Genomic DNA, 24512 nt, shown 5'->3' on the forward strand with positions numbered 1-24512 from the left:
ACAGGCTGCGGCCTGTCTCCTTTTTGCTGCTTTTACAGTGCTTTTTCGGGAAAATGGAGCTGTCGCTGGGGATAGGGGATGTGGAAGCCGTTTTGCTGCAAAGCGTCCTTGACGGCTTCGTACAGATCGCAGCGGGCAGCTATCATATCCCCGGCCGCTACCCAGGCCCGGATGCGCAGAATGACGGCGTTGTCCCCCAGCTCCCATACTTTCACAAACACCGGCTCGCTTTGTTCAACCCGGGGATCGGCGGTGACCACTTGCTCGATCAGTTTTCGGGCGGCGGCGGAGTCGTCCTCATAGCCGATGCCCACCGTCATTTCCAGCTGGCGGCGGCCTTCGGCGGAATAGTTGATGATCTTGTCCTTGCTCAGCTGGCCGTTGGGCACATAGATCAGCTTGTTGTCGATGGTGGTGAGGGTGGTGTGGATGAAGCCGATGAGCTGCACCGTGCCTTCCACGCCCCAGAGCTCCACATAATCTCCTACCTTAAAAGGCTTGGTGTAAAGAATAAACAGTCCGCCGGCGATGTTGGAAAGGGTGTCCTGGAGGGCCAGGGACAAAGCCAGGCCGAATACGCCCAGCAAAGTGACAAGGGATGTGGAGGAAATGCCCAGCTGTCCCATGACCATGGTGATCAGAATGAAATAGAGCACCAGGCGGCAGGCGGTGATCAGGGTGTGGGCGATATGGGTGTCCAGGCTGGTGCGGTTCAGGGCCCGGCGCAGGAATTTCAGGATCAGACGGATGAGCACATAGCCCACCAGAATGAAAATGGCTCCCCGCAGAAGGGTATCTATACTCAGGCGGGAGAGGGTATCAAAAAGGGGTTCCAAACTGGTCAATGGTTTTTCTCCTTTCGATTCAACCAAAAATTGCGGTGGATTCTTTCATAATATACACTAAAATTCAGTCTTTTGGCAAGATTTCGTGGACAAGTTCCACAGACTGCGGTATGATAGAAGCAGCGGGAAAAGGGAAGATGCTCTGCCATGGGGCGGAGACCTTGCCTGCATGGCGTAAGGCCATTGACTTTTTTCAAAACAGGAAAAGGAGACTGAGCAGTATGAAACCGATCAAAGTTCCTGACTTTGCCAATTACAAAATGCTCTCCAACATGGAATTTTCTCCTGATGGAAAGTATGGCGTGCTCTGCGTTTCTCAGGCCGATGTGGAAAGCAACAGCTACCACTCAAACCTGTGGGCTTTCAACACCAAAAAGGGCGCTTTCAGACAGCTGACTTCCGGCAACAGCGAGCGTTCCTTTGATTTCAACAGCCCCAAATCGGTGATTTTCCCCGGTGTGCGGGCCGAAAGCGACAAGAAAAAGGTGCAGAAGGGCGAAATGCTCACCGTCTTTTACGAAATCAGCCTGGAGGGCGGCGAAGCCAAGGAGCTGTTCCGGGTGCCTCTCAACGGCGCCACAGCCAAAAAAGTGGGCAAGGATCTGTACCTGATCGCTGCCCTGTTTGACAATGCCCGTCCGGATTTTGCCGCCCTCAAGGGGGATAAGCTGGCGGCAGCCAAGAAGGCCTGGGAAGAGGAAAAGGACTATGAAGTGGTGGATGAGCTGCCCTTCTGGTTCAACGGCCGGGGCTTTATCAACAAAAAGCGCAACCGTCTCTATCTGTATAATGCCAAGAAAAAGAAGCTGCAGGCCCTCACCGAGCCCCTGTTTGATGTGGGCGGCGTAAAGTTCTGCTCCAAGTGCGGCAAGGTGGCTTACACCGGCCACACCTTCAACGCCCGTCGGGCCCAGAGCAGCGCCCTCTATCTCTATGATGTGGAGACCGGAGAGACCAGCTGCCTGGTGGAAGACGGCACTTACAGCATCGGCAATTTCTGCTTTGATAACGCCCATGGGGAAATCGTTTTCAGCGCCAACCCCATCAAGGACGGCTATCCGGCCCCGGGCAACAACCTGTATGCCGTGTCCCTCAAGGGCGGTAAGGTGGAAGCTGTTTACGAAGGCATCCCCGAGGAACTGGGCTGCACCACCGGCTGCGATGTGCGCTATGGCGGCGGCAACTCCATGAAGGCGGTGGACGGCGTTCTGTATCTGGTCACCTCCTATGACAATACCAGCGGCCTGTGCTCCCTGAAGCGGGGCGAAAAGCAGCTGCATCATATCACCGCTCCTGCCTTTGGCGTGGACTTCTTTGGCGCCAGCGAAGGACGGTTCTTCACCGTGGGCCTCAACGGCACAAAGCTTCAGGAAGTCTATGAAGTCAATGTGGAGAATGGCGAATACAAGCAGCTGAGCCAGTTCAACACCGCTTTCTTCAAAGACAAGTATGTGGCCGAGCCTCAGCCCCTGTCCTTCGTGAACAAGGACGGCGTGCGCATCGATGGCTTCGTGCTGCTGCCCATGGATTATGACGACAAGAAAAAGTATCCCGGCATCCTGGAAATCCACGGCGGTCCCCGCACCAACTACTGCGGCGGCTTTATGCATGAGATGCAGGTCATGGCCAGCGCCGGCAGCTTTGTATTCTTCTGCAACCCCAGAGGCTCTTCCGCCCGGGGCGAGGAATTTGCCGACATCCGGGGCAAATACGGCACCATCGACTATGATGACCTGATGGCCTTCACCGATGAAGTGCTGAAGAAATATCCCCAGATCGACGAGAAGCGGCTGGGTGTCACCGGCGGTTCCTACGGCGGCTTTATGACCAACTGGATCATCGGCCACACCAACCGGTTCAAGGCGGCGGCCTCCCAGCGTTCCATCTCCAACTGGGTCAGCTTCTATGGCGTGTGCGACATCGGTCCCTGGTTTGGCCAGCGTGAAATGGGCGGCGCCACCCCCTGGAACAACCTGGAAGGCCTGTGGAGAGCTTCTCCCCTGCAGTATGCCATGAACGCCGAGACTCCCACCCTGTTCATCCATTCCGATGAGGACTACCGTTGCTGGCTGCCCGAAGGCATCCAGATGTATTCGGCTCTGCAGCTGAAGGGGGTTCCCACCAGAATGTGCATCTTCCACGGGGAAAACCATGAGCTGTCCCGTTCCGGCAAACCCAAGCATCGTATCCGCCGGATGAACGAGATCAACGACTGGCTCTTCGGCTACATCATGGAAAAATAAGCGAGGTATTTTCGGGCATTGTGTTTTAGCCCCGGATGCAGCGCACAAAATCAACATGAAAAAAGTCCCTCCTGATCAGGAGGGACTTTTTGTATGCCGGATTGTAGCTAATTAAGCTTTATTCTATTGCTCAGCGCGGCAGCGCAGTATGGCTGCGGCGCCACGCCACCCCGCTGTCGTTCCGCTCTTTGCCATTGCCGGTTGTATTTGCCTGGGCAAAGAAAGTTTTGGCTGCGGCGGCGGGGTAGCCCCGCTGCTGTTCCTCTCTTTGCTGGATTGCAGTCAATCGGCCTTGGTTCTGTTGCCCAGCGCGGCAGCGCAGTATGGGTGCAGCGTCACGCTGCCTAGAAGTTCAGGATTTCGATGGCGTCCTTGATGGTCTTTTCCATGGCCTCGTGGCCGTATTTGTCCACATCGGCCTTGCTCTTGGGCCCGTGGGTGATGCAGCCTGCGCCGCCGATGCAGCCGCTTTCGCAGGCCATACCCTCGATGAAGTTGTTGGGCAGCACATTCTTGCTGGCTCGGAGCAGGGCGGCTTTGCATTCGGTGATGCCGTTGCAGGAAATGGCGTTGAGGGTGAACTCGTCCGGGGAGATGCCACATTCCTTCAGGGCCTCTTCCACTGCCACGGCCAGACCGCCGCTGCGGGCAAAGACCCGGCCAAAATAGGAGGCGTTGTCCAGGGCCTCACCGGGAAGGGAAGCAAGGTCGATCTCCTTGCTGTCGAAGAGGGCCTGCAATTCCTCAAAGGTGAGGACGCAGTCCACCAGATCCTTCACCCGCTCCTGTTTCCGCTCGGCTTTTTTGGCGGTGCAGGGGCCGATGAACACCACTTTGCAGCCGGGATGGATGCGCTTGATGTACTTGGCGATCTCGCCCATGGGGGACAGGTTGTGGGAGATATGCTGGGCCATGTCGGGGAAACTTTTGCGGATGTAATCCACGAAAGCCGGGCAGCAGGAACTGGTGAGGAATTTCTTTTCGGCCAGCTCCTGGGCCTCCCGCCAGGCCACCATATCGGCACCCAGGGCCACTTCCACCACATTGAAGAAGCCCAGGGCCTTCAGGCCGGAAACCACCTGCTCCACCGTGGCATGATGGAACTGGCTGGAAATGGAAGGAGCCACAATGGCAAAGACCTGGTATTTCTGGTTGTTTTCCGATTTCTGGATCAGGTCGATGCAGTCCAGGATGAAGGATTTGTCGGAAATGGCGCCGAAAGGACACTGGTAGACACAGGCGCCGCAAGCGATACACTTTTGGTTGTCAATGGAGGCCTTTTTGTTTTCGTCCATGTGGATAGCGCCCACCTTGCAGGCGTTTTCACAGGGACGGGAGGATTTGACGATGGCGCTGTAGGGGCAGGCGCTGACACAGCGTCCGCACTCGATGCACTTTTCCTGATCGATGACGGCCCGGTGATTCACAATGGAGATGGCTCCCTTAGGACAGGCGTTCATACACCGGTGGGCGATGCAGCCACGGCAGGATTCGGTGACCCGGATGCCGGCCACGGGACATTCGTCACAGGCGATGTCGATGACCTCGATCACATTGTCGTTTTCCGGATCGCCGCCCATAGCCATGCGCAGGCGCTCTTCCATGATGGCCCGTTCTTTGTAGATGCAGCAGCGCATGGTGGGCTGAGGGCCGGGAATCAGCCGGGCGGCGCTGCCCAGAAGCCCCCGGGCCAGATTGTCTTGCCAGGCCAAAGTGGCCACTTCCTTGAGGGCCTGGTATTTCAGTTCCTGTACTTGTGTATCAAAAACCATAATATTCGTTCCTTTCCTGTTTTCTTTTCGGGAAAGATCAGCAGTATTCCACTGTGACCCGTTTGCCCATTTCACGCAGGATTTTTTCCAATTTTTCAATGATGCTCATTTTGAGAGAAAAATCGATGTGCAGGGAGGGGGATTGGTGGGAGGGGTTTACCGCCCTGCCCACAAAAAAGTGGATATCGGTGGCGTCTTCCAGCAGCACCCGGGCGATCTGGGTAGCGGCGTCGCTGCGGGTGTCCCAGTGAGAGGGAATGGATTGGGAGGAAGCATAGCGGCTGGATATTTCCAGCACCCGGCTGAGGGTGACGATGCCCTCGGTGACCAGGTCGATGCCCCGGATCTTGGCTACCGGCGGAATGTCCGGGTCCACATAATCCTCGCTGATGATCAACTGACGCCCCAGATAGCGGCTGACCATCTGGGCGGTGCTGCCGCCGCAGACGATATGGGTTCCCTCGCTGGCAAAGAAACGATGCATAAAGGCTTCGTCATCCTCGTGCTGACGGGGCGGCCCCACCAGAAGATTGACCGCCTGCCGGGTACGCATTTTGAATACGGCCACCGTCACATCGTCGTCGATGCGCTCCAGATACAGATCCCGGCAGGCATCGGCCACCCGGGCGGCCAGGTTCTTGGCCGAAATCTCCGGAGTGTAAATCTCTTCCACATACTGAAGTACCCCTTCCCGCTGCCAGCCATCAGGGATCAGGTTCCCCAGTCCGGCATGGGTGACTCCATCGGTCATCAGCAGGAACACATCGCCGCTTTGCAGAGTCAGGCGGCTTTCCAGTATCCGCTTGTCGCCCACCATCAGTTCCTGGGTGGGATACTCTACGCTTTTGCCGTCCCGCAGCAAAATGGCCTGGGGATTGTCAAACTGGGCCAGGTAGACCTGCCAGTCGGGAAGTACCTGCATCAGCGTGAAGGTGGAATAGGCCAGCTTGCGCACGCTGCACACCGGCAGAGTCTGGGCCAGGGTGGTAACGCTGTCCCGGATGGACAGATGGTTGGCCGTCATGGTGGCTAAAATCTTGGCGGTGAGGGTGGCTAAGATGTTGGCCTTGACCCCGCTGCCCATGCCGTCGGAGAGCACAAAGGTGGTGGCGTCATCGTCGGAGACCGTGGTGAAAAAATCGCCGCACAGATCTTCTCCTTGCTTGTTCAGGCTGACAAAGCCGCTTTCCATACATAATGTGTTCATGGCAGTTTTTCCTCTTCCATGGCCACGGTGTTTTTCAGCTGGGTGAGGGCCACCTTGGTTTCGGCTGCCGTCTCGCCCAGGAGAGAAGCGATCTCATGGACGATGCGCATTTGTTTTGCAATGATCTGGTCGGTGATTTCCACGGCCTCGCTTTTGGTTTTTTGCAGGGACAGACGGGTTTTTTCCGCCTGGGTGATGTCCTTCATCAGGCAGATCACCAGGTTGTTGCTTTCATCGGAGATAAAGACCTGCTCCACATATTTGTCGTAAGCTTCCAGATAGGTTTTGCGGGCCTTGGTGTGCTCCCCGGAAGAAAAGGCGGTAATGAATTCGAAGTCATCCATCAGGTCAGAGACCTGACGGCCGGTGAACACCGTGTCCCCGGGCAGACCGAGAATGTCAGCCAGGGCCCGGTTGGCCAGTTTGATGCGCAGGGCGCTGTCCACGGCCAGAATGGCGTTGGGGGAGTTGCTGATGATTTTGTCGGACAGGGATTCCGCCCGTTTTTTCATATAGGGCAGGCACATGGTGATATCGGCCTTGCCCTGGAAGATGGCAATGGCTTTTTCCCGGCAGGTGGAGTAGCCGCAGGTACCGCAGTTCAGCTCATCCGCCGGGCTGTTTTTGCCCAGTTTCCGCAAAATATCCTGGATCTCTTCTTCGGTGGGCATTTTGGCCTGAGAATAGCGGGGATGGAAGGTGCGTTCCAGGGGCAAAGTGGGCTGGGGAGGAAAGTCTTCCAGAGTGTCGGCAGTATGGGCAATGCGGATGCGCCCTTCCAGCCGGTTGCGGGCGTCGGCACTCATTTTGGGGCCGCCGGCACAGGAACCGGTGCAGGCACGCAGTTCGATGAAGCAACGGTGCAGCCGGCCGGCCTTGATCTCATTCAGGGCGGCGATGCAGTTTTCCAGACCGTCCACCGACAGATAGGAATAATCCTCCTGTTTGTTCATGCAGCCGATGACCCCTCCCGGCAGGGGGAAGGAGCGGCTGCGCCGCCGGGGCTCCGGGCTGCACTGGGCGCCGTGAAGATCCACCGGCAATTTATTGCTGACAAAAAGGGCGTTGAGCTCATCATAAGTCAGAGCGTAATCGGTGAGACCCGGGTTCTCATCGCATTCGTTTTTGGCGGCGATGCAGGAGCCGATGTAGACGATGGCGGCATCGGGGCCAAAGCGGCGGCGCAGCAGCTTGGCCTCGGCCTGCATGGGGGAGAGCACCGGGGCCAGCAGGGGCGTAAGAGAGGGGAAATGCCGCTCGATGAGCAGCACCACCGAGGGGCAGCAGGAAGAAAGGATCACATCCCGGTCCCCTTGGGCCACCAGGTTTTCATACTGGGTTTTCACCAGGCAGGCGCCCTCTGCCGATTCAAAGGCGTCGGCAAAGCCCAGGGTCATCAGCTGACGGCGCAGCGGCCCGAATTCATCGGGGCCGTATTGGAAGGAAAAGGATGGCGCCACCATGGCGTATACCGGCTTTCCCGACTGGAGCAGCTGGCGCACCGGCTGGATATCCCACCGGGCCTGGTTGGCATATTGGGGGCAGGCCAGCACACACCGGCCGCAGAGGACGCAGTCCTCATCGATGACCTCGGTGTGATGATCCCGCATGGCGATGGCTTTCACCGCACACCGGCGGATGCATTTATAGCAGTCCTTACAGTTGGCTTTCTGAAAGCGCAGAACATCCATGGCCTTATCCTTTCAGCACATACTGGCGGAAGATGTCGGCGGCATTTTCGGTGGTGACGCCGCTGATGGGCTCCCCATCGATTTTGACGCTCACCCCTTCGCCGCAGTTGCCCAGGCAGAAAGCGGGGCGCAGGGTGATCTGCTCTTCCAGCTGGTTTTCACGGATCAGGTTTTCGAAGATGGTTTTGACTTCGTAAGAACCCTTTACATGGCAGGAACTGCCGATGCAAACTTGTATCATCATAGCAGGTGGCCTCCTTGGAATAAGAATGGGGAGAAACGGGGGAAAGCTCCCCCTTTTTCAGTTCGGAAGTATTATATCAGATACGCTCAGGATTGAACAGAGCAAAAGGGAGAAAGAGGAAGAAAAGACAGAAAAAAGCCCCCACCGGAACAGATGGGGGCGAAAAATTTTTTTTACTTTTTCAGAGCCTGAGCAAATTCTTTTCCCATTTCACGGGCATTTGCCAGATCCTCTTCGGTGGGCTTCAGCTTGACCCGCAGGCCGGGCAGGGGGAGCTTGAAGCGCAGGGACTTGAGCCGTTCCATCAGGTTGGGCACGGCCTCGCCGCTCCAGGCAAAGGAGCCGAAGGCGCCGGCCACCTTGCCCCGGTGAATCACCGGGTTGAGCCCCAGCAGCATTTCATACACAGGGGGCAGCGCATCGCCGATGAGGGTGGGGGAGCCCAGCAGGAAACCGTCGGACTGGACGATGGCCTGGAAGGCCTCCTGCTTGTCGTCGGTGACCAGGTCGAACATACGCACATCGGAAACGCCGCCTTCCCGGATGCCCTGGGCGATGTTTTCGGCCAGCTGACGGGTGTAGCCATAGGCAGACACATAGCAGATGGCAGCCATGGGCTCTTTTTTGGCTTCCGGCTGGGACCAGGTGCGGTACATCTCCAGATATTTGGGGATATCCCGGCGCAGCACAGGACCGTGGCCATTGCCGATAAACTGGATGTCCAGGTTTTCGATCTTCTTCAGAGCTCCCAGCATATGGGGGTTCTTATAAGGCCCGATGATATTGTCGAAGTAGTATTTATAAGCTTCGGTGAAATCCCCGTCGATCCGATCGTTGAACACCCGCTCATCGCTGTAATGGCAGCCGAAGCTGTCGCAGGAGAAGAGGGCCTTTTCTTCGGGGCAATAGGTGTACATGGAGTCGGGCCAGTGGAGCATGGGCACCTGGAGGAAGCGGAGGGTCAGGCCGCCCAGGTCGATCTCGTCTTTTTCGGTGACAGCCTGGCAGGGGAAGGGCTTATTGACGATCTCCTGCAAAAAGGACAGGGCGGTCTGGGTGCCCAGCACGGTGGCGTTGGGGGCGATCTCCAGCATCCGGGCCACCGAGCCGGAGTGATCGGGTTCGGTGTGGTCCACAACGATGTAGTCGATCTCCGAGGGATCCATCACCTGGCGGATCTTTTCCAGATGTTCATCGAAAAATTTATCTTTTACTGTTTCAAACAGGGCGGTCTTTTTGCTGCCCCGCAGCAGATAGGAGTTGTAGCTGGTGCCATGATCGGAGTGCATGACAATGTCAAAGACCCGCAGATCCGGGTCCAGAGCTCCCACCCACCAGATATGTTCTGTGGCTTGCAATGCTTTCATGAAATCTCCGTCCTTTCTATAATCAATGAAAAAATCATTGTTTACCGAAACAGTATACTATATCCTGTCAAATTTTCAAGGGTTTTCTCACAGATTTCACATGATTTTTTTTGCATTTTTCCAGCGGGTGTTGTATAGTAGAGTCTATCCAATAAGCTAGCCGCCCTTTTCAGAAGGAGAATGGGAGGCAGTTTGTTGTGAGTGAGGGAAAATTTGCGCATCGCGCGGAGGGAAGAAAAAATGATTTTTGTGGTTGCGCCCGATTCGTTCAAGGGCAGCCTGACTTCGAAAAATTTCTGTGATACGGCGGAGAGCGCTTTGCTGGAGCGGTTCCCCGGGCTTACGGTGTACAAGGTGCCTATGGCCGACGGCGGCGAGGGCACGGTGGAGGCCCTGATTCTGGCCACCGGCGGCAAAAAACAGAGCTGCTGGGTCACCGGCCCCTTGTTTGACAAGACCATGGCGGCCTATGGCATCATGGGCGACGGCAAAACGGCGGTGATCGAAATGTCCAGCGCCGCCGGTCTCCCGCTGATCCCGTCCTGGAAGCGGGATCCCTTTACTTCCACCACCTATGGCGTGGGAGAGCTGATCGAGGATGCCCTGGAAAAAGGATGCACCCAGTTTATCATGGGCATCGGCGGCAGCGCCACCAACGACGGCGGCGCCGGCATGGTGGAGGCTCTGGGGGCTCAGCTGCTGGATAAGGATGGGGTCCCCATCCCGTCGGGGGCGGCGGGGCTTCTGAAGCTCCATTCCATCGATCTTTCCACCATGAATCCCAAGGTGCGTCAGGCCAAGTTCCAGGTGGCCTGCGATGTGTCCAATCCCCTGTGTGGACCTCATGGAGCAGCCTATGTGTTCGGGCCTCAGAAGGGAGCCAAGCCCAAGGATCTGCCCCTGCTGGACGAGGCCTTGCGCCGGTTCAGCCAGGTGGTCAAGCAGGATCTGGGCAAAGACATCCTGGATACGCCGGGCAGCGGCGCGGCCGGTGGTATGGGCGCAGGGCTGATGGCGTTCTTTGATGCTCAGCTGGTTCCCGGCTTCCAGATCGTCAATGAAGGGGTGGGGTTTGAAGCGCTGCTTCAGAAACTGCGCCCTGATGTGGTCATCACCGGAGAGGGCCGGATGGACGCCCAGTCGGTGATGGGCAAGCTGCCGGTGGAAGTGGCCAAGGTGGCCAAAAAATACGGCGCCCGGGTGGTGGCCGTGGTGGGCAGTAAAGGCCAGGGCTATGAAAAGGCGATGGAGGCCGGAGTGGATGCCGTCTATGAGCTGAAAGAAAAAGACATGACCTTGGAATATTCCATGATGAATGCCGCAGAGCTTTTGCACAACAAGCTGCAGAAGATCAATTTCCTGCCGGCACAGGAAAAGCGGGACTAAACAAGCGGGCAGCAGGTGATGAAATCTGCTGCCTGTTTTCCATAGCCAGCAAAAAGGAGGCGGTTTTGTGGATGTAGTCTATCGTTTTCAATCTTCCATCCCGTATAGCCTGCACGACGGGCGGGTGAATAGGATGGTGTGGGAGGATGGAGATCTGCGTCTATTCTTTCAGGATGGATATCTGGAGCTTTCCCAACCGCCTCGCCCGGTAGAGGGCCAGGTGAGTATCCGGCAGGTGGACGAGGATTTTTCCTATATCCATTTTCTCAGCGACTGTGGCCGGTTCGGCTCGTTTCAAGGGGAAAAGATACCCCTTTCGGAGTTTATCCGCCGGTATCCGGAGTTTTCTTTTGAGATCGTGGGCGAATACTATGGCTACCAGAGCCTGGTTTATGGGGGCTATCTCTCACTTCCCGAGAGGGAAAGTGTGGTGGATATGACCCTGTCCATCACCTATACCGGGGCCACTGTCTACGAAAGAGCAGAATAAAAAGAGTGGAGGAAGCACGGTGAACGGGGAAGAGGAGAAAGAGCGGCGGCAGGGGCTTTTTTATCTGCTGGAAGGGGCGATGTGCGGCCTCCTGGCCGGGAGTCTGGCCGTGGGCTACCGTCTGGCCCTGGAGGGGGCCGGAGTTCTTTTGGATCTGGGGCTGGAGATGGGGAGGACCCATCTTTGGTTTTTGCCGTTGTGGTTTGCCCTTTTGATGGCCCTGGCCTTCTTGGTTTACCGGCTCACCCGCTGGGCGCCGGAGATCAAAGGGGGCGGTGTGCCCCGGGTGATGGGGGAGCTGGATGGAGCCTTTGACGCTCCTTGGCTGCGGACGGTGCTGGCCAAATTCCTGGGCGGTACCCTATGCGCCCTGGTCGGGTTGTCCCTGGGCCGGGCAGGCCCTTCGGTGCAGCTGGGGGCCATGGCAGGCAAGGGACTGTCCCTGCTGGGAAAACGGGAGAGACAGGAGCGACGGCTGATGCTCACCTGCGGTGCGGCCGCCGGCATTGCCGCCACCTTCAATGCACCTTTTGCCGGTATCCTCTTTGCTCTGGAAGCCCTGCGCCGGGACTTTCGGCCCCGGATGCTCACTCCTTGCATGGCTGCGGCGGTGTGCGCCGATTATGTGGCCTCCGCACCTTTCGGCCTGACACCCCTGTTCCGCTTCTCCCTGCATGGCCCGATGGGCTGGCGCATGGGAGGGATTCTGGTTTTGCTGGGAGCCTTTCTGGGGGTGTTGGGAGCTCTTTACAGCAAAGGCGTGGCAGCGGGACAAGGGCTTTACGGCAGGATCTCCTGGGAGCCGGGACGGATGCTCATTCCTTTTCTGGCTGCCGGTGCGCTGGGGCTCTGGGTGCCTGAGGCTTTGGGAAGCGGCGCAGGGCTTATGGGCCTGCTGGTGGAGGGCTTGCCGGTTCTGTCCGTGCTCCTGGGGCTGCTGGCCGCCAAAACCGCTCTGTCCCTCCTGTCTTTCTGCTCTGGTGCTCCTGGAGGGCTTTTTTTGCCGGTGCTGTCCATGGGGGCGCTGTGGGGCGGCGTCTGGGCCTGTCTGATGGCAGGCGTGGGCCTGTCGGGAGAATGGGCGGCCAGTTGGGTGATTCTGGCCATGGGCGGCTTTTTTGCCGCCGTGGTGCGCGCCCCTCTTACCGCCGCCGCACTCTGCCTGGAGATGACCGGCTCCTTTTCCCATCTGCTGGCCGTCTTCCTAGTTTGCCTTACCGCCCAGGCGGTTTCCGGCCTTCTGGGGATGCCGCCCATTTACCGCCGGCTGCGCCGCCAGCTGGACGCAGGCAAAAAAGGCTTGACAAACGGCGCCGGGACCGGTAAGATGAAAGCATAAAAGGGAGTAGTTCAAAGCGTAAACGCAACATCCTGGCGCCCGCCTGCGTTTACGGCCTGCTGAGAGGTAACGAGACTTTTTGCATACGGAGTTCGTGTGCAAAAAGTCTCTTTTTGTGTGCAGGCTGAAAAGGTTCTCTTTTGGGTATATTGCAAGAAGGAAAAATCATGATGAGGTGATGAACGCGGTGTTTGAAAGCAAGAATGTCTCTCAAACGGAGCAGGAGCTGCAGACCGATCTGCAAAAGGGCCTGAGCCAGCAGGAAGCCAAAAGCCGGCTGGAAAAAGACGGCCCCAATGCCCTGGTGGAAAAGAAGGGAAAGACAAGACTTCAGATGTTCCTTTCCCAGCTCAACGAACCCATGATCTACATCCTGTTTGCGGCAGCGGCCATTTCCCTGCTGCTGAAGGAAGTGTCTGATGCCATCATTGTGCTGATCGTGGTGCTGCTCAACGCGGTGATCGGCATGGTGCAGGAGGGCAAAGCCCAGGAGGCTCTGGAGGCTTTGAAAAAGCTGTCCAGCCCCACGGCCATGGTGCGCCGGGACGGCGTGACGAAAGAGATCCCCGCTTCGGAACTGGTGAAGGGGGATGTGGTGGTGCTGGAAGCGGGACGGCAGATCCCTGCGGACCTTCGCCTGACCCAGACCACCAACCTGAAAGTGGACGAATCGGCCCTTACCGGCGAGTCGGTGCCGGTGGAAAAGGATTGCAATGCCGTTTTGCCCCAGGATGCTCCTTTGGGCGACCGGATCAACATGGGTTATATGACCACAAGCGTTACCTATGGCCGGGGCGAAGGCGTGGTGGCAGCCACCGGTATGGATACCCAGATCGGCCGCATCGCCCAGATGATCAACGAATCGGAAGAAGAACTGACCCCGCTGCAAAAGCGTCTGGCCGACCTGGGCAAGATGCTGGGCGTGGTAGCCATTGCTTTGTGCGTGGCGCTGTTCCTCATCGCCCTGGTGCAGGGGCGGAATGTGGCAGAAATGCTCATCACTGCCATTTCTCTGGCGGTGGCCGCTGTGCCCGAAGGCCTGCCCGCTGTGGTGACCATCGTGCTGGCTCTGGGCGTCCAGAGGCTGGTCAAGGTCAATACCATTGTGCGCCGTCTGCCCTCGGTGGAAACCCTGGGCGCTGTCAGCGTGGTTTGCTCCGATAAAACAGGTACTCTGACCCAGAACAAAATGACTGTGGTGCGGGCCTATTGCGACGGGGCCATTTTCCCCGCCGATCAGATGGACAGCAAAGCCCATCGCCGTCTGGTGGAAGGCATGATGCTCTGCAATGACGCTTCCATCGAAAATGGCCAGCGGCTGGGCGACCCCACCGAAATCGCTTTGCTGGATATGGGCACGCCTTTGGGGCTGACCCGTCAGGGACTGGAGGAAAAACTGCCCCGTATCGATGAAATCGCCTTTGACTCCACCCGGAAGATGATGACCACCATGCACCGGGAAGGGGAGGGGAATATCTCCTTTACCAAGGGTGCTCCCGACCAGGTGCTCAAGCACTGTGACCGGATTCTGGACCGGGGAACGGTGCGTGAGATCACCCCGGCGGACAAAGAGAAGATCACATCGGCCATGCGGGAAATGTCCATGGATGCCCTGCGGGTGCTGGCCCTGGCTTTCCGGGACGATGCCCCCCAGGTGTGCGAAGAGCGTCTGACCTTTGTGGGTCTGGTGGGCATGATTGACCCGCCCCGTCCCGAGGCCAAAGACGCCGTGGAGATCTTCAAGGGTGCTTCGGTGCGCACCGTGATGATCACCGGCGACCACAAGGATACCGCCTTTGCCATTGCCCGGGAACTGGGTATTGCCGAAAGAGAAAATCAGTGCATGACCGGCGAGCAGCTGGATACCATGACGGTGGATCAGCTGAGCCGGGTGGTGGACGATCTGCGGGTCTTTGCCCGGGTGTCTCCCGAGCATAAGGTAATGATTGTCAAGGCCCTGCGGCAGAAGGGATATATCGTTTCCATGACCGGTGACGGCGTCAATGACGCCCCCTCCCTGAAGGCCGCCGACATCGGCGTGGCCATGGGCATCACCGGCACCGATGTGGCCAAATCCGCCGCCGATATGGTGCTCACCGACGACAACTTCGCCACCATCCAGAAGGCCATCGAAGAGGGCCGGGGCATTTATGCCAACATCAAAAAATCGGTGCTCTTCCTGCTTTCTTCCAACTTTGGTGAGATCATCACCATGTTTGTAGCCATTCTGGCGGGCCTGGCCGCGCCGTTGAAAGCCATCCACATCCTGTGGGTCAATCTGATCACAGACTCTCTGCCCGGTCTGGCTCTGGGCGTGGACAAAAATGACTCCAAACTCACCATGCGCCGTCCGCCCCGGGATCCTTCGGAAAGCCTGTTTGCCGAAGGCGGCCTGGCCATGACGCTGTTCTATGGTGCGGTGATCGGTCTTTTGACTCTGGGCGCGTTCCTCTTTGTGCCGGTGCGTATGCTTCTGCAGGAGGGCAGCGCGATTACCATCGGCGCCATCGACAAGATTCTGGGCGACAGCGCCATTCTGGCCGAGAGCCAGACCTTTGCCTTTACCGTGCTGGGTATTTCCCAGCTGTTCCATGCCATCGGTATGCGCAATGTGGAGAAATCGGTGTTCCGCAACAACCTGATGGAAAACCGGTTTATGATCCTGGCTGTGATCATCGGCTTTGTGCTTCAGATCGCTGTGACCGAGATTCCCTTCCTGGTCCGGGTGTTTGGCACATACAGCCTGCATCTCAACGAGTGGCTCATTCTGACGGCGGTGTCCGCCGTGCCCATGGTGCTCCATGAGCTGCTGGTACCGGTGTTCCGCCACGCTTCCAAAAAGCGCAGCCAGAAAAAATAATTCAGAGCAAAAGAAAAAATCCCGGGGATTTCCCCGGGATTTTTTACGCTGTGGCGAAAAGCGGCCAACGCCATTTTTGGGTTTTACAGGCGGTCACGCCGCTTATCAGCAGGAGAAGGTCTGGCTGTGAGTCTCTTCGTTGAACCAGGCGGCATAGGCGTCCTGGAGACGCTTCACCAGATCCTGGGCCTTGCCGCCCACCGGCTTGCCGTCGATGTGGCTCACCCGGTTGCACAAAGCACCGGAGTTGGTCACCAGCACTTCGTCGGCATCAAACAGCTCTTTCAGGGTGATGGGGGCCTCCTTCACCGGAATGTCCATCTTGTGGGCCAGCTCCATCAGGTGCTTGCGGGTGATGCCCGGCAGGATCAGGTTGTCGGCGGGAGGGGTGCACAGCGCCCCGTCCTTGATCATCATGATGTTGCTGTGGAAGCCTTCGGTCACATAATCCCCCCGGTGATAGACGGCTTCGTCCACACCCTGCTCCACGGCCTGCTGGGCGGTGAGCACATTGGGCAGCAGGTTGAGGGTCTTCACATTGAGCATATGATGGCGGATATCGGGGGCGGTCATCAGCGTGAGCACCTTTTCCGGCGGGGTCATCTCACAGGGGGTGAGGTAGACCAGAAGATTGGCCGGTGTGCCCTGGGGAGGAAAGGCGTGATTCCGCTCTCCCGAGCCTCGGGTGGTGTGCCAGTAAAGGAGATAGCAGCCGTCCTCCACCTGGGCGCACAGGTCGCACAAAAGCTGGCGCAGCTCCTGTTTGCTCATGGCAAAGGGGATGCGGGCGGCCTGGAAACTGCGGAAAAACCGGTCGATGTGATCATCGATGGCAAAGGGGATGTGGTTGGCCGAGGTGGTGGCGTCGTAGACGCCGTCGCCGAAATAAAGCCCCCGGTCGGTAAAGGGGACGGTAAGCTCCTCCGGAGCGCCGATCTTGCCGTTGTAATAGCCGAGACTTTTCATGGGAAAGTGCCTTCCTTTCTGTATTTTTGTAAAATGGCCGATGAAAGCAGTATACCACAGCCCTTTAAAAGAGAAAAGAGCCGGAAAAATTTTCTCCGGCTCTTAGACTGTCAAAAGCGTATCTGGTCCATAACCTCACAGGAAAATATTCTTTGCCCGGGCATGGAAAACCTGCCGGGGCAAAGAGAAGAATGGGGCCGGCAGCAAGCCGCTGGCCCTTGCATGAGATTATTTGAGGATATAGAAATAGCCCAGCACCAGAAGTCCCAGCACGATGCGATACCAGCCGAAGGCTGTGAAATCGTGGCGGCGGATATAGTGCAGAAGGAAGCGGATGGCGAAGAGGGAGACCAGGAAGGCCACAACAGCACCGGTGAGCAGCACGGCCCACTCAGCGCCGGTAAAGGCAAAGCCCACCTTCAAAAGCCGCAGGAAGCTGGCGCCCAGCATCACCGGGATGGCCAGGAAGAAGGAAAACTCCGAAGCCACTTTCCGGGAGCAGCCCAGAATGGATGCGCCCAGGATGGTAGAACCGGAACGGGAGGTGCCGGGAACCAAAGAGAGGCACTGGAATACGCCGATGAGAAAGGCGGTCTTATAGCTCAGGCGGTCGATTTGGTCCACCTTGGGCGTGCGCTTGTTTCTTTCCAGCACCAGAAAGGCGATGCCGTAAATGATAAGGGCCAGAGCCACCACGGAGGCGGTGCTGATGCGCTCTACTGCTTCATCGAAGAGGATGCCCAACACGCCGGCGGGAATGGCGGCCACAATGATATGAAGCCATAGGGAAATGGTATCGATCTTCTGGTTCCGGTCCTTTTTGGGAGAAAAGGGGTTGAGCTGATGGAAATAAAGCACCACCACCGCCAGAATGGAGCCTAGCTGGATCACCACCAGGAAGGTGTTCCAGAATTCCGGGGTGCAGCGGAGATGGACCAGCTCGTCCAGCAGGATCATATGGCCGGTGGAGCTGATGGGGAGCCATTCGGTGATGCCCTGCACCAGGCCGAAAAGCACCGCCTTGAGAAGTTCGATCAAAAGCATAGCAGTCCTCCTTGGGATATGGGTCAAAGTTTCCGTCTGTGCCATTGTAGCACATAGTGGGGGAAAAAAGAACCGGGTTTCCCAAATTCACGGGGATTTTTCCCCACTTGCGGCTTTCCCCGGGAGGGGTTATAATAGGGAAGCCGGGAGACTCCGGCGGCAAACAAATGGAAAATGCAGTTTATGCGATACTTTATCTGATAAGGAGGCGCACATTCCATGAGCGAAGGGTGCACACACAACTGCGAAACTTGCAGCCAAAACTGCGGGGAACGCAATTCTCCCCGGAATATGGTGGAAAAACCCAATCCGGGCAGCCGCGTCAACAAAGTCATTGGCGTCGTCAGCGGCAAGGGTGGCGTAGGCAAGAGCCTGGTCACTTCTCTTCTGGCGGTGTCCATGCAGAGAAAGGGCTACAAGGCCGCCGTGCTGGACGCCGACATCACCGGCCCCTCCATTCCCCAGATCTTCGGCGTTCATGAGAAGGCCCGGGGCAACGGCCAGGGCATTCTGCCGGCCCACAGCGAAAGCGGCGTGGATCTGATGTCCATCAACCTGCTGCTGGAGCATGAAAGCGACCCTGTGGTGTGGCGCGGTCCGGTGATCGCCACCACTGTCAAGCAGTTCTGGACCGATGTGGTGTGGGGGGATGTGGACTTTATGTTTGTGGACATGCCTCCGGGAACCGGTGATGTGCCCCTGACAGTGTTCCAGTCCCTGCCTGTGGACGGCATCATCATCGTCACCTCTCCCCAGGAGCTGGTGAGCATGATCGTGAAAAAGGCCATGAAAATGGCTCAGCTGATGGATGTGCCCGTCATCGGCGTGGTGGAGAACATGAGCTATGTGGAGTGCCCCGACTGCGGCAAGAAGATCATGATCTACGGCGAGAGCAAAACCGCTCAGGCCGCCGCGGAGGAAGGTCTGCCCCTGCTGGCCCAGATTCCCATCAATCCCAAGCTGGCCGCTTTGTGCGATGCCGGAAAGATCCAGGATTTTGAGGGTGACTTCCTGGACAAGGCTGTGAAAATGGTGGAAGATTTCCAGAACTGGGATCTGGAAGAGGATGAGGATTTCTAAATAAAGAAAAACAGCAAAGCGGCGGCCAACCGGCTGCCGCTTTGCTGCCGAAAGGAGGGGAAATGTTTGAAGGTTTTGGTGGATGCCGATGCCTGCCCGGTGCGGGAGATCATCGTCAGGCTGTGCCGGGAAAAGCACATCCCGCTGGTGATGGTCACCGACACCAGCCACCGGATTGATGACGGATACAGCCAGGTGATCACGGTGGACAAAGGGAGGGACAGCGCCGATCTGCGTCTTATCAATGAAGTGGAAAAAGGGGACATCGTTGTGACCCAGGATTATGGGGTGGCGGCCCTGGCTTTGGGGAAGGGATGCCGGGCCGTAAGTCAGGATGGACTTTTGTTCACCGGGGAAAATATCCAGGGCCTGCTCTTTTCCCGTCATGTGGGGCAGAAGGTCCGCCGGGGCGGTGGACGAACCCGGGGGCCGAAAAAGAGGGAAAAGGCCCAGGATGCACAGTTTGAACAGGCTTTCCGCAAACTGCTGGAAGCCCAATGGGCAAAAAAATAAAAGCGCGGCCAACCTTGTGACAAACCAAGGGTCAGGCCGCGCTTTTCCTGTGCCGCGAAACTCTCCTGGCGCAGTCCATGCGCCCAGAGAAAGAGGATCAGGCTTTTTCCGGATGCTGTTCAAAATATTCCCGGGCAAATTTCATAAAAGCTTCTGCTGCCGGGGAAAGGGGACGGTCCTTGTGGTAGACGAAATAGAATTTCCGCTTTAGAAATTCGCTCTTCAGATCAAAAATCAGAAGCAGGCCGAAGCGGGCGTAATCCTCTGCGGCGATGCGGGAAGTGATGGAGACGCCCAGTCCCTTGGAGACCGCCTGTTTGATGCTTTCGGTGCTGTCCATCTGGGCGATGAGGTGGAGGGATTTGGGATCCACGCCCATGTTGCTCAGGGATTCCTCGGTTTCCTTTCGGGTGCCGGAGCCGTATTCCCGCAGGATAAAGGGCTCTTTTTTCAGCATGGACAGAGGAAAATCCCCTTTCAGCTCCCGGTATTTTTCCAGGTTGGGGGTGATGAGAACCAACTGGTCGGAGGCAAAGGGCTCAAAGACGCATTTGTTCTTTTCCAGCTGGGTGCCCACAATGCCGATCTCGGCGTCCATGTTGATGATGTGGTTGGCCACTTCCCGGCTGTCATATTGCTTCAGCTCGAAAAACAGATTGGGATAGTCCTTGGCCATCTGGGGCAGAAGCTCAGGGAGAAGATACTGGGAGGGGACGGTGGACGCGGCGATCTCCAGTGTGCCCCGGATATCGGTGGCGCAGCTTTTCACCGACAAAATGGCTTTGTCCCGCATACGCAGCATTTCGCTGGCGTATTCGTAGAAGATTTTTCCCGCCTTGGAAGGGTAGACTTCCTTGGTGGAGCGGATGATGAGCTTTGTGCCAAATTCGCTTTCCAATGCGCTGATGTGAGCGCTGATGGTGGGCTGGGAAAGATAGATTTCCTCTGCCGCTTTGGAAAAGCTTTTGAACTTGATCACATTCACAAAGGCTTCCAGTTGCTTGAAATGCATAATCAGGCTTCCTTTCATTGTGGCTTCCCGCAAGGTTATCCCTTGCCAAGAGCGGTTTGTTGCGATATGATATGCAATGACATCGGCCCGCGGCCGGTGAAAACAAAAGAGAAAGGCGGTAATGGCAATGAACGGAAAACCCAGGCTCACTGAGCTGACCAAAAGCGGTGGGTGAGCATCCAAGATAGGACCGGGTGTCCTCAATGACGTCCTTGCCAAATTGCCCAAATTCCAGGACGAAAATCTGCTGGTGGGGTTTGATTCCAGCGACGATGCCGCCGTTTACAAGGTGCGGGAGGATCTGGCCATTGTGCAGACAGTGGACTTCTTTCCCCCCATGGTGGACGACCCCTATGTATTTGGCCAGATCGCGGCCACCAATTCCCTCAGTGATGTATACGCCATGGGCTCCACTCCGGCGACGGCCATGAACCTCATCTGCTTCCCTTCCTGCCTGCCGGTGAGCATCATGGGCGAAATACTGGCGGGTGGCTATGCCAAAGTGCAGGAGGCCGGCGCCATCATTGCCGGCGGCCATACCATCGAAGACGAAGAACCCAAATACGGCCTGTGCGTCACCGGCTTCATCCATCCCAAGGATGTGCTGACAAACGCCGGATGCCAGGTGGGTGACGCCCTGGTGCTCACAAAGAGCCTGGGCACCGGCATTCTGTCCACCGGCGGCAAAGCCGATCTGCTCACCGATGGGGAATATAAGCGCATGGTGGAGCTGATGACCACCCTGAACAAAAACGCCCGGGACTGCATGGTCCGGGTGGGAGCTCATGCCTGTACCGACATCACCGGCTTCGGCTTTCTGGGCCATGCCTACGAAATGGCGGCGGGCAGCGGTATGACGCTGGTTATCGATTCCCGCCGGGTGCCGGTGGAAAAGAAGGCCCTGGAATTGGCCCAGGAGGGGATCATTCCCGGCGGGGCCTATAACAACCGGGGCTATCTCCAGGACGATGTGGAGATGGGAGCCGGGGTGTCTCTGGAGCTGAGCGATGTGCTCTACGATCCCCAGACTGCCGGCGGTCTGCTCATCTCCCTGCCGGAGCACAAAGCGCCGGAGCTGCTGCGTCAGCTGGAAGAGTTCACCGGCGACGCCCGTTTGGTGGGGTATGTGAAGCCCTTTGACGGCAAGAGCATCGTGGTGAAGTAAAAAGCATTCGGGCTGCTGAGCGACCCAACAGCGAAAAGAGATTGCTTGTTTTACCCCCTATTGATTTGCAAAAAGCCGCGACCTGTGCGTGGATTTTTGCGGATCGAGAGGGGCAAGTGTGGCCAAATGGCTGCACGCAGACCCTTGCAAAAATTCGAAAAAGTGGATTTTGACACTTTTTCGACACGCTAGAGCGGGACCCTCGTGGGTCCCGCTTTTTTGTTTGTTTTAGCCCTGGGTGAGGATCTTCCGCAGACCTTCGATGCAGGTGTCCACTTCCTCCGGGGTGTTGTGATGGCTGAAGGAGAAGCGGACGGTGCCTTGGGGGAAAGTGCCCAGGCTCTTGTGGGCCCGGGGGGCACAGTGGAGGCCGCAGCGGGTCATGACGCCATACTGGTTGTCCAGCAGGAAGGAGACTTCCGCATTGTCCATCTTCTGAAAATCAAGGGAGACGATGGCCGCCCGGTCCTGGGTATTCAGTTTGCCCACCACGCGGGTATCGGGCAGGGTGAGGGCGCCGTCGATGAACCGCTGGCAGATGGCAAGCTCCTGCCGGGCGATGTTTTCCATGCCGTATTCCTCCAGATAGGTAAGGGCCCGGTGGAGTCCGGCGATGCCCGGCAGATTCATGGTACCCGATTCAAACCGGTCGGGCATGAAGTCGGGCACTTCTTCGCTATCGCTGCGGGAGCCGGTGCCGCCGGAGATGAGGGGAGTCATCTGAGAACACAGCTCGTCCCGCAGCAGCATGCCGCCCACGCCCTGAGGACCACGCAGGCCCTTGTGGCCGGTGAAGCACAGAGCGTCGATGTGCATTTTTTCCATGTCGATAGGAAAGACACCGGCGGTCTGGGCGGTGTCCACCACAAAGATCAGGCCATGGCGGGCGCAAATCTCACCCACCTTCTGGATGGGCAGCATGGTGCCGCACAGATTGGAGGCGTGGAGCATCATCACAGCCCGGGTGTTGGGGCGAATCAGGTCCTCCACCTTCTGGGGGTCCAGCACCCCGTCCCGGTCGGCCTGGGCGGCGTCAAAACTCACGCCCTGATGGGCCATCTGCACCAGGGGGCGCATCAGGCCGTTGTGCTCCATGGAGCTGACGATCACATGATCTCCCGGCTTGAGCAGGCCCTTGATCACATAGTTGAGGGAGTAGGTGATGCTGGGAGTAAAGACCACATTGCGGGATTCTGAAAAATGAAACAGACGGCACAGCTGCTCCCGGGTGGTGAGCACCATGTCGGCCACTTCGTAGGCGCCTTCATAGCCGCCCCGGTTGATGTTGTAGGCCCCATGCTCGATGATATCCCGGATCGCGTCTCCCACCCCAGGGGCTTTGGGGAAGGAGGTGCTGCCGTTGTCGAAATAGATTTTCTCCACGATAAACCCTCCAATAAAAAGGCCGTTTCGTCCCAAAGGGACACGGCCCGTCCAGATGTACCCTTATTATACATGAAAGCCGGGGACAAGACTATGTTTATTGATAAAATCTATAAATACCATTTGAAATATTAAAAATAAGTATTATACATTTTGGAAACTATGGGATAAAATGGGCGGAGAAATCAATGGAGCGGAAGCTCCCAAGAGAAAAGAAGGGGAATGAAGAACGTGAAGAACAAAAAGACGCTATGGATGATCCTCACCGGTTTGATCATCGGCGCCATTGCAGTGCTGCTGGTGGCCAACGGCAACCCCAAGAACATGGGTTTCTGCATCGCCTGCTTTATCCGGGATATCGCCGGCGGTGTGGGAATGCATCAGGCTGCCATCGTGCAGTATATCCGGCCGGAGATCATCGGTCTGGTGCTGGGCGCTTTGATTATGTCGGTGGCCGGCAAGGAATTCAAGGCCCAGGGAGGTTCTTCTCCCGTCACCCGGTTTGTGCTGGGCTTTTTCGTCATGGTGGGTGCGCTGATGTTTTTGGGCTGCCCCCTGCGGATGGTGCTGCGCATCGCCGGCGGCGATCTGAATGCTGTTGTGGGCCTGGTGGGTTTTGTGGTTGGCATTCTGGCAGGCATCTTCTGCCTGAACCAGGGCTTCAGCCTGCGGCGCACCTATGAGCAGAGCCCGCTGGAAGGCGGCATGATCTCTGCCATCAATGTGGCTCTTCTGGTTTTGGTGGTGGCTGCGCCTCCTGTGATCTATTTCAGCACAGAAGGCCCTGGCTCCATGCGGGCTCCGCTGATCCTGGCCCTTGTGGCCGGTCTGGTGGTGGGCGCTCTGTGCCAGAAGACCCGCCTTTGCATGGTGGGCGGCATCCGGGACGCCGTGCTCTTTAAGGACTTTTATCTGCTGTGGGGCTTTATCGCCATCATCGTGGCCGCCCTCATCGGCAACCTGATCACAGGCAACTTCACTCTGGGCTTTGCCGGTCAGCCGGTGGCTCACACCGACGGTGTGTGGAACGCCCTGGGCATGGTGCTGGTGGGCTTTGCCAGCGTGCTGCTGGGCGGCTGCCCCCTGCGTCAGCTGATCCTGGCCGGCAGCGGCAACAGCGACAGCGCCGTTACCGTGCTGGGCCTCTTTGTGGGCGCTGCCTTCTGCCATAACTTCAAGCTGGCCGCTTCTGCCGAAGGCCCCACGCCTAACGGCAAGATCGCTGTGATCGTGGGTCTTGTGGTGGTGGCTGTCATCGCCTTTGTAAACATCCAGAAACAGAAAAAGAACAGCTAGGAGGAAAGAATCATGGCTGACAACAATGTGGTAGACGCCCGGGGCCGTTCCTGCCCCGAACCGGTGATCCTCACCAAGAAGGCTCTGAGCAAAAACGGAAACAAGGCCCAGGTGCTGGTGGACAATCAAGTGGCTGTTGACAATATCACTCGTTTCGCCGAAAATAAAGGTCTGAAGGTCTCCGTCACAAAAGGGGATGGAGAGTTCAAACTGACCATCGGTTAAAACAAAAGGAAAAGGAGCGGCAGCCGTGACCTATATCGCCACATTTTACACTCATTTCGGTGCTTTAACCTTTCAGCGGGAACAAAAGCGCCAGGGACTTAACGCCCAGATGATGCCGGTGCCCCGGGCTCTCAGCGCCTCTTGCGGCGTGTGCGTGCGCTTTGCCCAGGAGGGAGAACCCCAGGTGGAAGGGGCCACCGATCTGGAAGGGCTTTATCAGGAGGAAAAGGGCGGTTACCGCTGCGTTTTTCAGGCAGAATAGAAAAAAGGCCGGCAAGTCCGGCCTTTTTTCCTGTTTCCCCGGCCTTGCGGGAGGGCTTGGGGATGATGTATAATAAGTGCATTATGGCCGCCTTTTGGGCGGGACGATGAATTTTCAAAAGA

General features: G+C 57.3%; 20 protein-coding genes and 1 pseudogene. 11 read left to right on the top strand and 10 right to left on the bottom strand.

Annotated elements, in window-relative coordinates; translation table 11 throughout:
- Positions 1-32: 32 nt before the first annotated feature.
- Positions 33-845, bottom strand: coding sequence for a mechanosensitive ion channel family protein (locus H6A25_RS03750; protein ID WP_204750667.1), 813 nt, complete (start codon positions 843-845; stop codon positions 33-35).
- 221 nt (positions 846-1066) lie between these two features.
- Here H6A25_RS03750 and H6A25_RS12710 point away from each other — a divergent pair, with 221 nt between their 5' ends.
- On the top strand, positions 1067-3088 hold the full coding sequence (locus H6A25_RS12710; protein WP_243423222.1) for a S9 family peptidase: 2022 nt from the start codon (positions 1067-1069) through the stop codon (positions 3086-3088).
- Positions 3089-3432: 344 nt separating this feature from the next.
- On the opposite strand, the gene H6A25_RS03760 is transcribed toward H6A25_RS12710, so the two are convergent.
- The 5 genes from H6A25_RS03760 to H6A25_RS03780 all read right to left on the bottom strand — a co-directional run bounded on the left by H6A25_RS03760 (position 3433) and on the right by H6A25_RS03780 (position 9369).
- Complete coding sequence (locus H6A25_RS03760) at positions 3433-4860, bottom strand: 4Fe-4S dicluster domain-containing protein (RefSeq protein ID WP_204750668.1); 1428 nt, start codon at positions 4858-4860, stop codon at positions 3433-3435.
- A 37-nt stretch (positions 4861-4897) separates the two neighbouring features.
- Positions 4898-6067, bottom strand: coding sequence for a SpoIIE family protein phosphatase (locus tag H6A25_RS03765; protein WP_204750669.1), 1170 nt, complete (start codon positions 6065-6067; stop codon positions 4898-4900).
- Positions 6064-7758 carry a [Fe-Fe] hydrogenase large subunit C-terminal domain-containing protein gene (locus H6A25_RS03770; RefSeq protein ID WP_204750670.1) on the bottom strand — a complete coding sequence of 565 codons (1695 nt, stop codon included), beginning with the start codon at positions 7756-7758 and terminating at the stop codon, positions 6064-6066. The genes H6A25_RS03765 and H6A25_RS03770 overlap by 4 nt, the downstream gene beginning before the upstream one ends.
- Positions 7759-7762: 4 nt before the next feature.
- Positions 7763-8002, bottom strand: a complete 240-nt coding sequence (locus H6A25_RS03775; RefSeq protein WP_118426798.1) for an NAD(P)H-dependent oxidoreductase subunit E — start codon at positions 8000-8002, stop codon at positions 7763-7765.
- Positions 8003-8175: 173 nt separating this feature from the next.
- Positions 8176-9369, bottom strand: a complete 1194-nt coding sequence (locus H6A25_RS03780) for an FprA family A-type flavoprotein (protein ID WP_204750671.1) — start codon at positions 9367-9369, stop codon at positions 8176-8178.
- Between the two features lie 240 nt (positions 9370-9609).
- On the opposite strand from H6A25_RS03780, the gene H6A25_RS03785 reads away from it, so the two are divergent.
- The 4 genes from H6A25_RS03785 (at position 9610) to H6A25_RS03800 (ending at position 15444) form a co-directional block, all read left to right on the top strand.
- A complete protein-coding gene (locus H6A25_RS03785) occupies positions 9610-10755 on the top strand; it encodes a glycerate kinase family protein (RefSeq protein ID WP_204750672.1) in 1146 nt (381 codons plus the stop codon).
- Between the two features lie 67 nt (positions 10756-10822).
- Positions 10823-11245 (top strand): hypothetical protein, encoded by a 423-nt coding sequence (locus tag H6A25_RS03790; RefSeq protein WP_204750673.1) that lies wholly within the window; start codon positions 10823-10825, stop codon positions 11243-11245.
- A gap of 19 nt (positions 11246-11264) precedes the next feature.
- Positions 11265-12584 carry a chloride channel protein gene (locus H6A25_RS03795; RefSeq protein WP_204750674.1) on the top strand — a complete coding sequence of 440 codons (1320 nt, stop codon included), beginning with the start codon at positions 11265-11267 and terminating at the stop codon, positions 12582-12584.
- Positions 12585-12762: 178 nt separating this feature from the next.
- Positions 12763-15444 (top strand): cation-translocating P-type ATPase, encoded by a 2682-nt coding sequence (locus tag H6A25_RS03800; RefSeq protein ID WP_204750675.1) that lies wholly within the window; start codon positions 12763-12765, stop codon positions 15442-15444.
- A 105-nt stretch (positions 15445-15549) separates the two neighbouring features.
- Here the strand turns inward: H6A25_RS03800 and H6A25_RS03805 are convergent, their stop codons facing one another.
- Positions 15550-16410 (bottom strand): aminotransferase class IV, encoded by an 861-nt coding sequence (locus H6A25_RS03805; RefSeq protein ID WP_204750676.1) that lies wholly within the window; start codon positions 16408-16410, stop codon positions 15550-15552.
- 228 nt (positions 16411-16638) lie between these two features.
- Positions 16639-17454 (bottom strand): undecaprenyl-diphosphate phosphatase, encoded by an 816-nt coding sequence (locus H6A25_RS03810; RefSeq protein ID WP_204750677.1) that lies wholly within the window; start codon positions 17452-17454, stop codon positions 16639-16641.
- 219 nt (positions 17455-17673) lie between these two features.
- Here H6A25_RS03810 and H6A25_RS03815 point away from each other — a divergent pair, with 219 nt between their 5' ends.
- Positions 17674-18534: an Mrp/NBP35 family ATP-binding protein gene (locus H6A25_RS03815; protein ID WP_204750678.1), complete on the top strand. Its 861-nt coding sequence runs from the start codon at positions 17674-17676 to the stop codon at positions 18532-18534.
- Positions 18535-18600: 66 nt separating this feature from the next.
- A complete protein-coding gene (locus H6A25_RS03820; RefSeq protein WP_204750679.1) occupies positions 18601-19047 on the top strand; it encodes a YaiI/YqxD family protein in 447 nt (148 codons plus the stop codon).
- Positions 19048-19144: 97 nt separating this feature from the next.
- On the opposite strand, the gene H6A25_RS03825 is transcribed toward H6A25_RS03820, so the two are convergent.
- Entirely contained in the window at positions 19145-20059 is a 915-nt protein-coding gene (locus H6A25_RS03825; protein ID WP_204750680.1) for a selenium metabolism-associated LysR family transcriptional regulator, read from the bottom strand.
- 127 nt (positions 20060-20186) lie between these two features.
- Between H6A25_RS03825 and selD the strand changes: the two genes are divergently transcribed.
- Entirely contained in the window at positions 20187-21224 is a 1038-nt protein-coding gene (gene selD / locus H6A25_RS03830) for a selenide, water dikinase SelD (protein WP_204750681.1), read from the top strand.
- A gap of 228 nt (positions 21225-21452) precedes the next feature.
- On the opposite strand, the gene H6A25_RS03835 is transcribed toward selD, so the two are convergent.
- Positions 21453-22607 carry an aminotransferase class V-fold PLP-dependent enzyme gene (locus H6A25_RS03835; protein ID WP_204750682.1) on the bottom strand — a complete coding sequence of 385 codons (1155 nt, stop codon included), beginning with the start codon at positions 22605-22607 and terminating at the stop codon, positions 21453-21455.
- A gap of 174 nt (positions 22608-22781) precedes the next feature.
- Here H6A25_RS03835 and yedE point away from each other — a divergent pair.
- The 3 genes and pseudogenes from yedE to H6A25_RS03850 all read left to right on the top strand — a co-directional run.
- Positions 22782-23903 (top strand): annotated as a pseudogene (gene yedE, locus H6A25_RS03840) (YedE family putative selenium transporter); the annotation flags it as partial.
- A gap of 12 nt (positions 23904-23915) precedes the next feature.
- A complete protein-coding gene (locus tag H6A25_RS03845) occupies positions 23916-24128 on the top strand; it encodes a sulfurtransferase TusA family protein (RefSeq protein WP_118426764.1) in 213 nt (70 codons plus the stop codon).
- Positions 24129-24153: 25 nt separating this feature from the next.
- Entirely contained in the window at positions 24154-24390 is a 237-nt protein-coding gene (locus H6A25_RS03850; RefSeq protein ID WP_204750684.1) for a putative Se/S carrier-like protein, read from the top strand.
- The last annotated feature ends 122 nt before the right edge of the window (positions 24391-24512 follow it).

The organism is Intestinimonas butyriciproducens (assembly GCF_016901775.1).
Classification (GTDB): domain Bacteria; phylum Bacillota; class Clostridia; order Oscillospirales; family Butyricicoccaceae; genus Pseudobutyricicoccus.

Bases quoted from the DNA above. Each gene is read 5' to 3' on its own strand.
- H6A25_RS03785 (WP_204750672.1), top strand. From the start codon at position 9,610: ATGATTTTTGTGGTTGCGCCCGATTCGTTCAAGGGCAGCCTGACTTCG.
- H6A25_RS12710 (WP_243423222.1), top strand. From the start codon at position 1,067: ATGAAACCGATCAAAGTTCCTGACTTTGCCAATTACAAAATGCTCTCC.
- H6A25_RS03845 (WP_118426764.1), top strand. From the start codon at position 23,916: ATGGCTGACAACAATGTGGTAGACGCCCGGGGCCGTTCCTGCCCCGAA.
- H6A25_RS03825 (WP_204750680.1), bottom strand. From the start codon at position 20,059: ATGCATTTCAAGCAACTGGAAGCCTTTGTGAATGTGATCAAGTTCAAA.
- H6A25_RS03800 (WP_204750675.1), top strand. From the start codon at position 12,763: ATGAACGCGGTGTTTGAAAGCAAGAATGTCTCTCAAACGGAGCAGGAG.
- H6A25_RS03760 (WP_204750668.1), bottom strand. From the start codon at position 4,860: ATGGTTTTTGATACACAAGTACAGGAACTGAAATACCAGGCCCTCAAG.
- H6A25_RS03810 (WP_204750677.1), bottom strand. From the start codon at position 17,454: ATGCTTTTGATCGAACTTCTCAAGGCGGTGCTTTTCGGCCTGGTGCAG.
- H6A25_RS03775 (WP_118426798.1), bottom strand. From the start codon at position 8,002: ATGATGATACAAGTTTGCATCGGCAGTTCCTGCCATGTAAAGGGTTCT.
- H6A25_RS03815 (WP_204750678.1), top strand. From the start codon at position 17,674: ATGAGCGAAGGGTGCACACACAACTGCGAAACTTGCAGCCAAAACTGC.
- H6A25_RS03765 (WP_204750669.1), bottom strand. From the start codon at position 6,067: ATGAACACATTATGTATGGAAAGCGGCTTTGTCAGCCTGAACAAGCAA.
- H6A25_RS03770 (WP_204750670.1), bottom strand. From the start codon at position 7,758: ATGGATGTTCTGCGCTTTCAGAAAGCCAACTGTAAGGACTGCTATAAA.
- H6A25_RS03780 (WP_204750671.1), bottom strand. From the start codon at position 9,369: ATGAAAGCATTGCAAGCCACAGAACATATCTGGTGGGTGGGAGCTCTG.
- H6A25_RS03805 (WP_204750676.1), bottom strand. From the start codon at position 16,410: ATGAAAAGTCTCGGCTATTACAACGGCAAGATCGGCGCTCCGGAGGAG.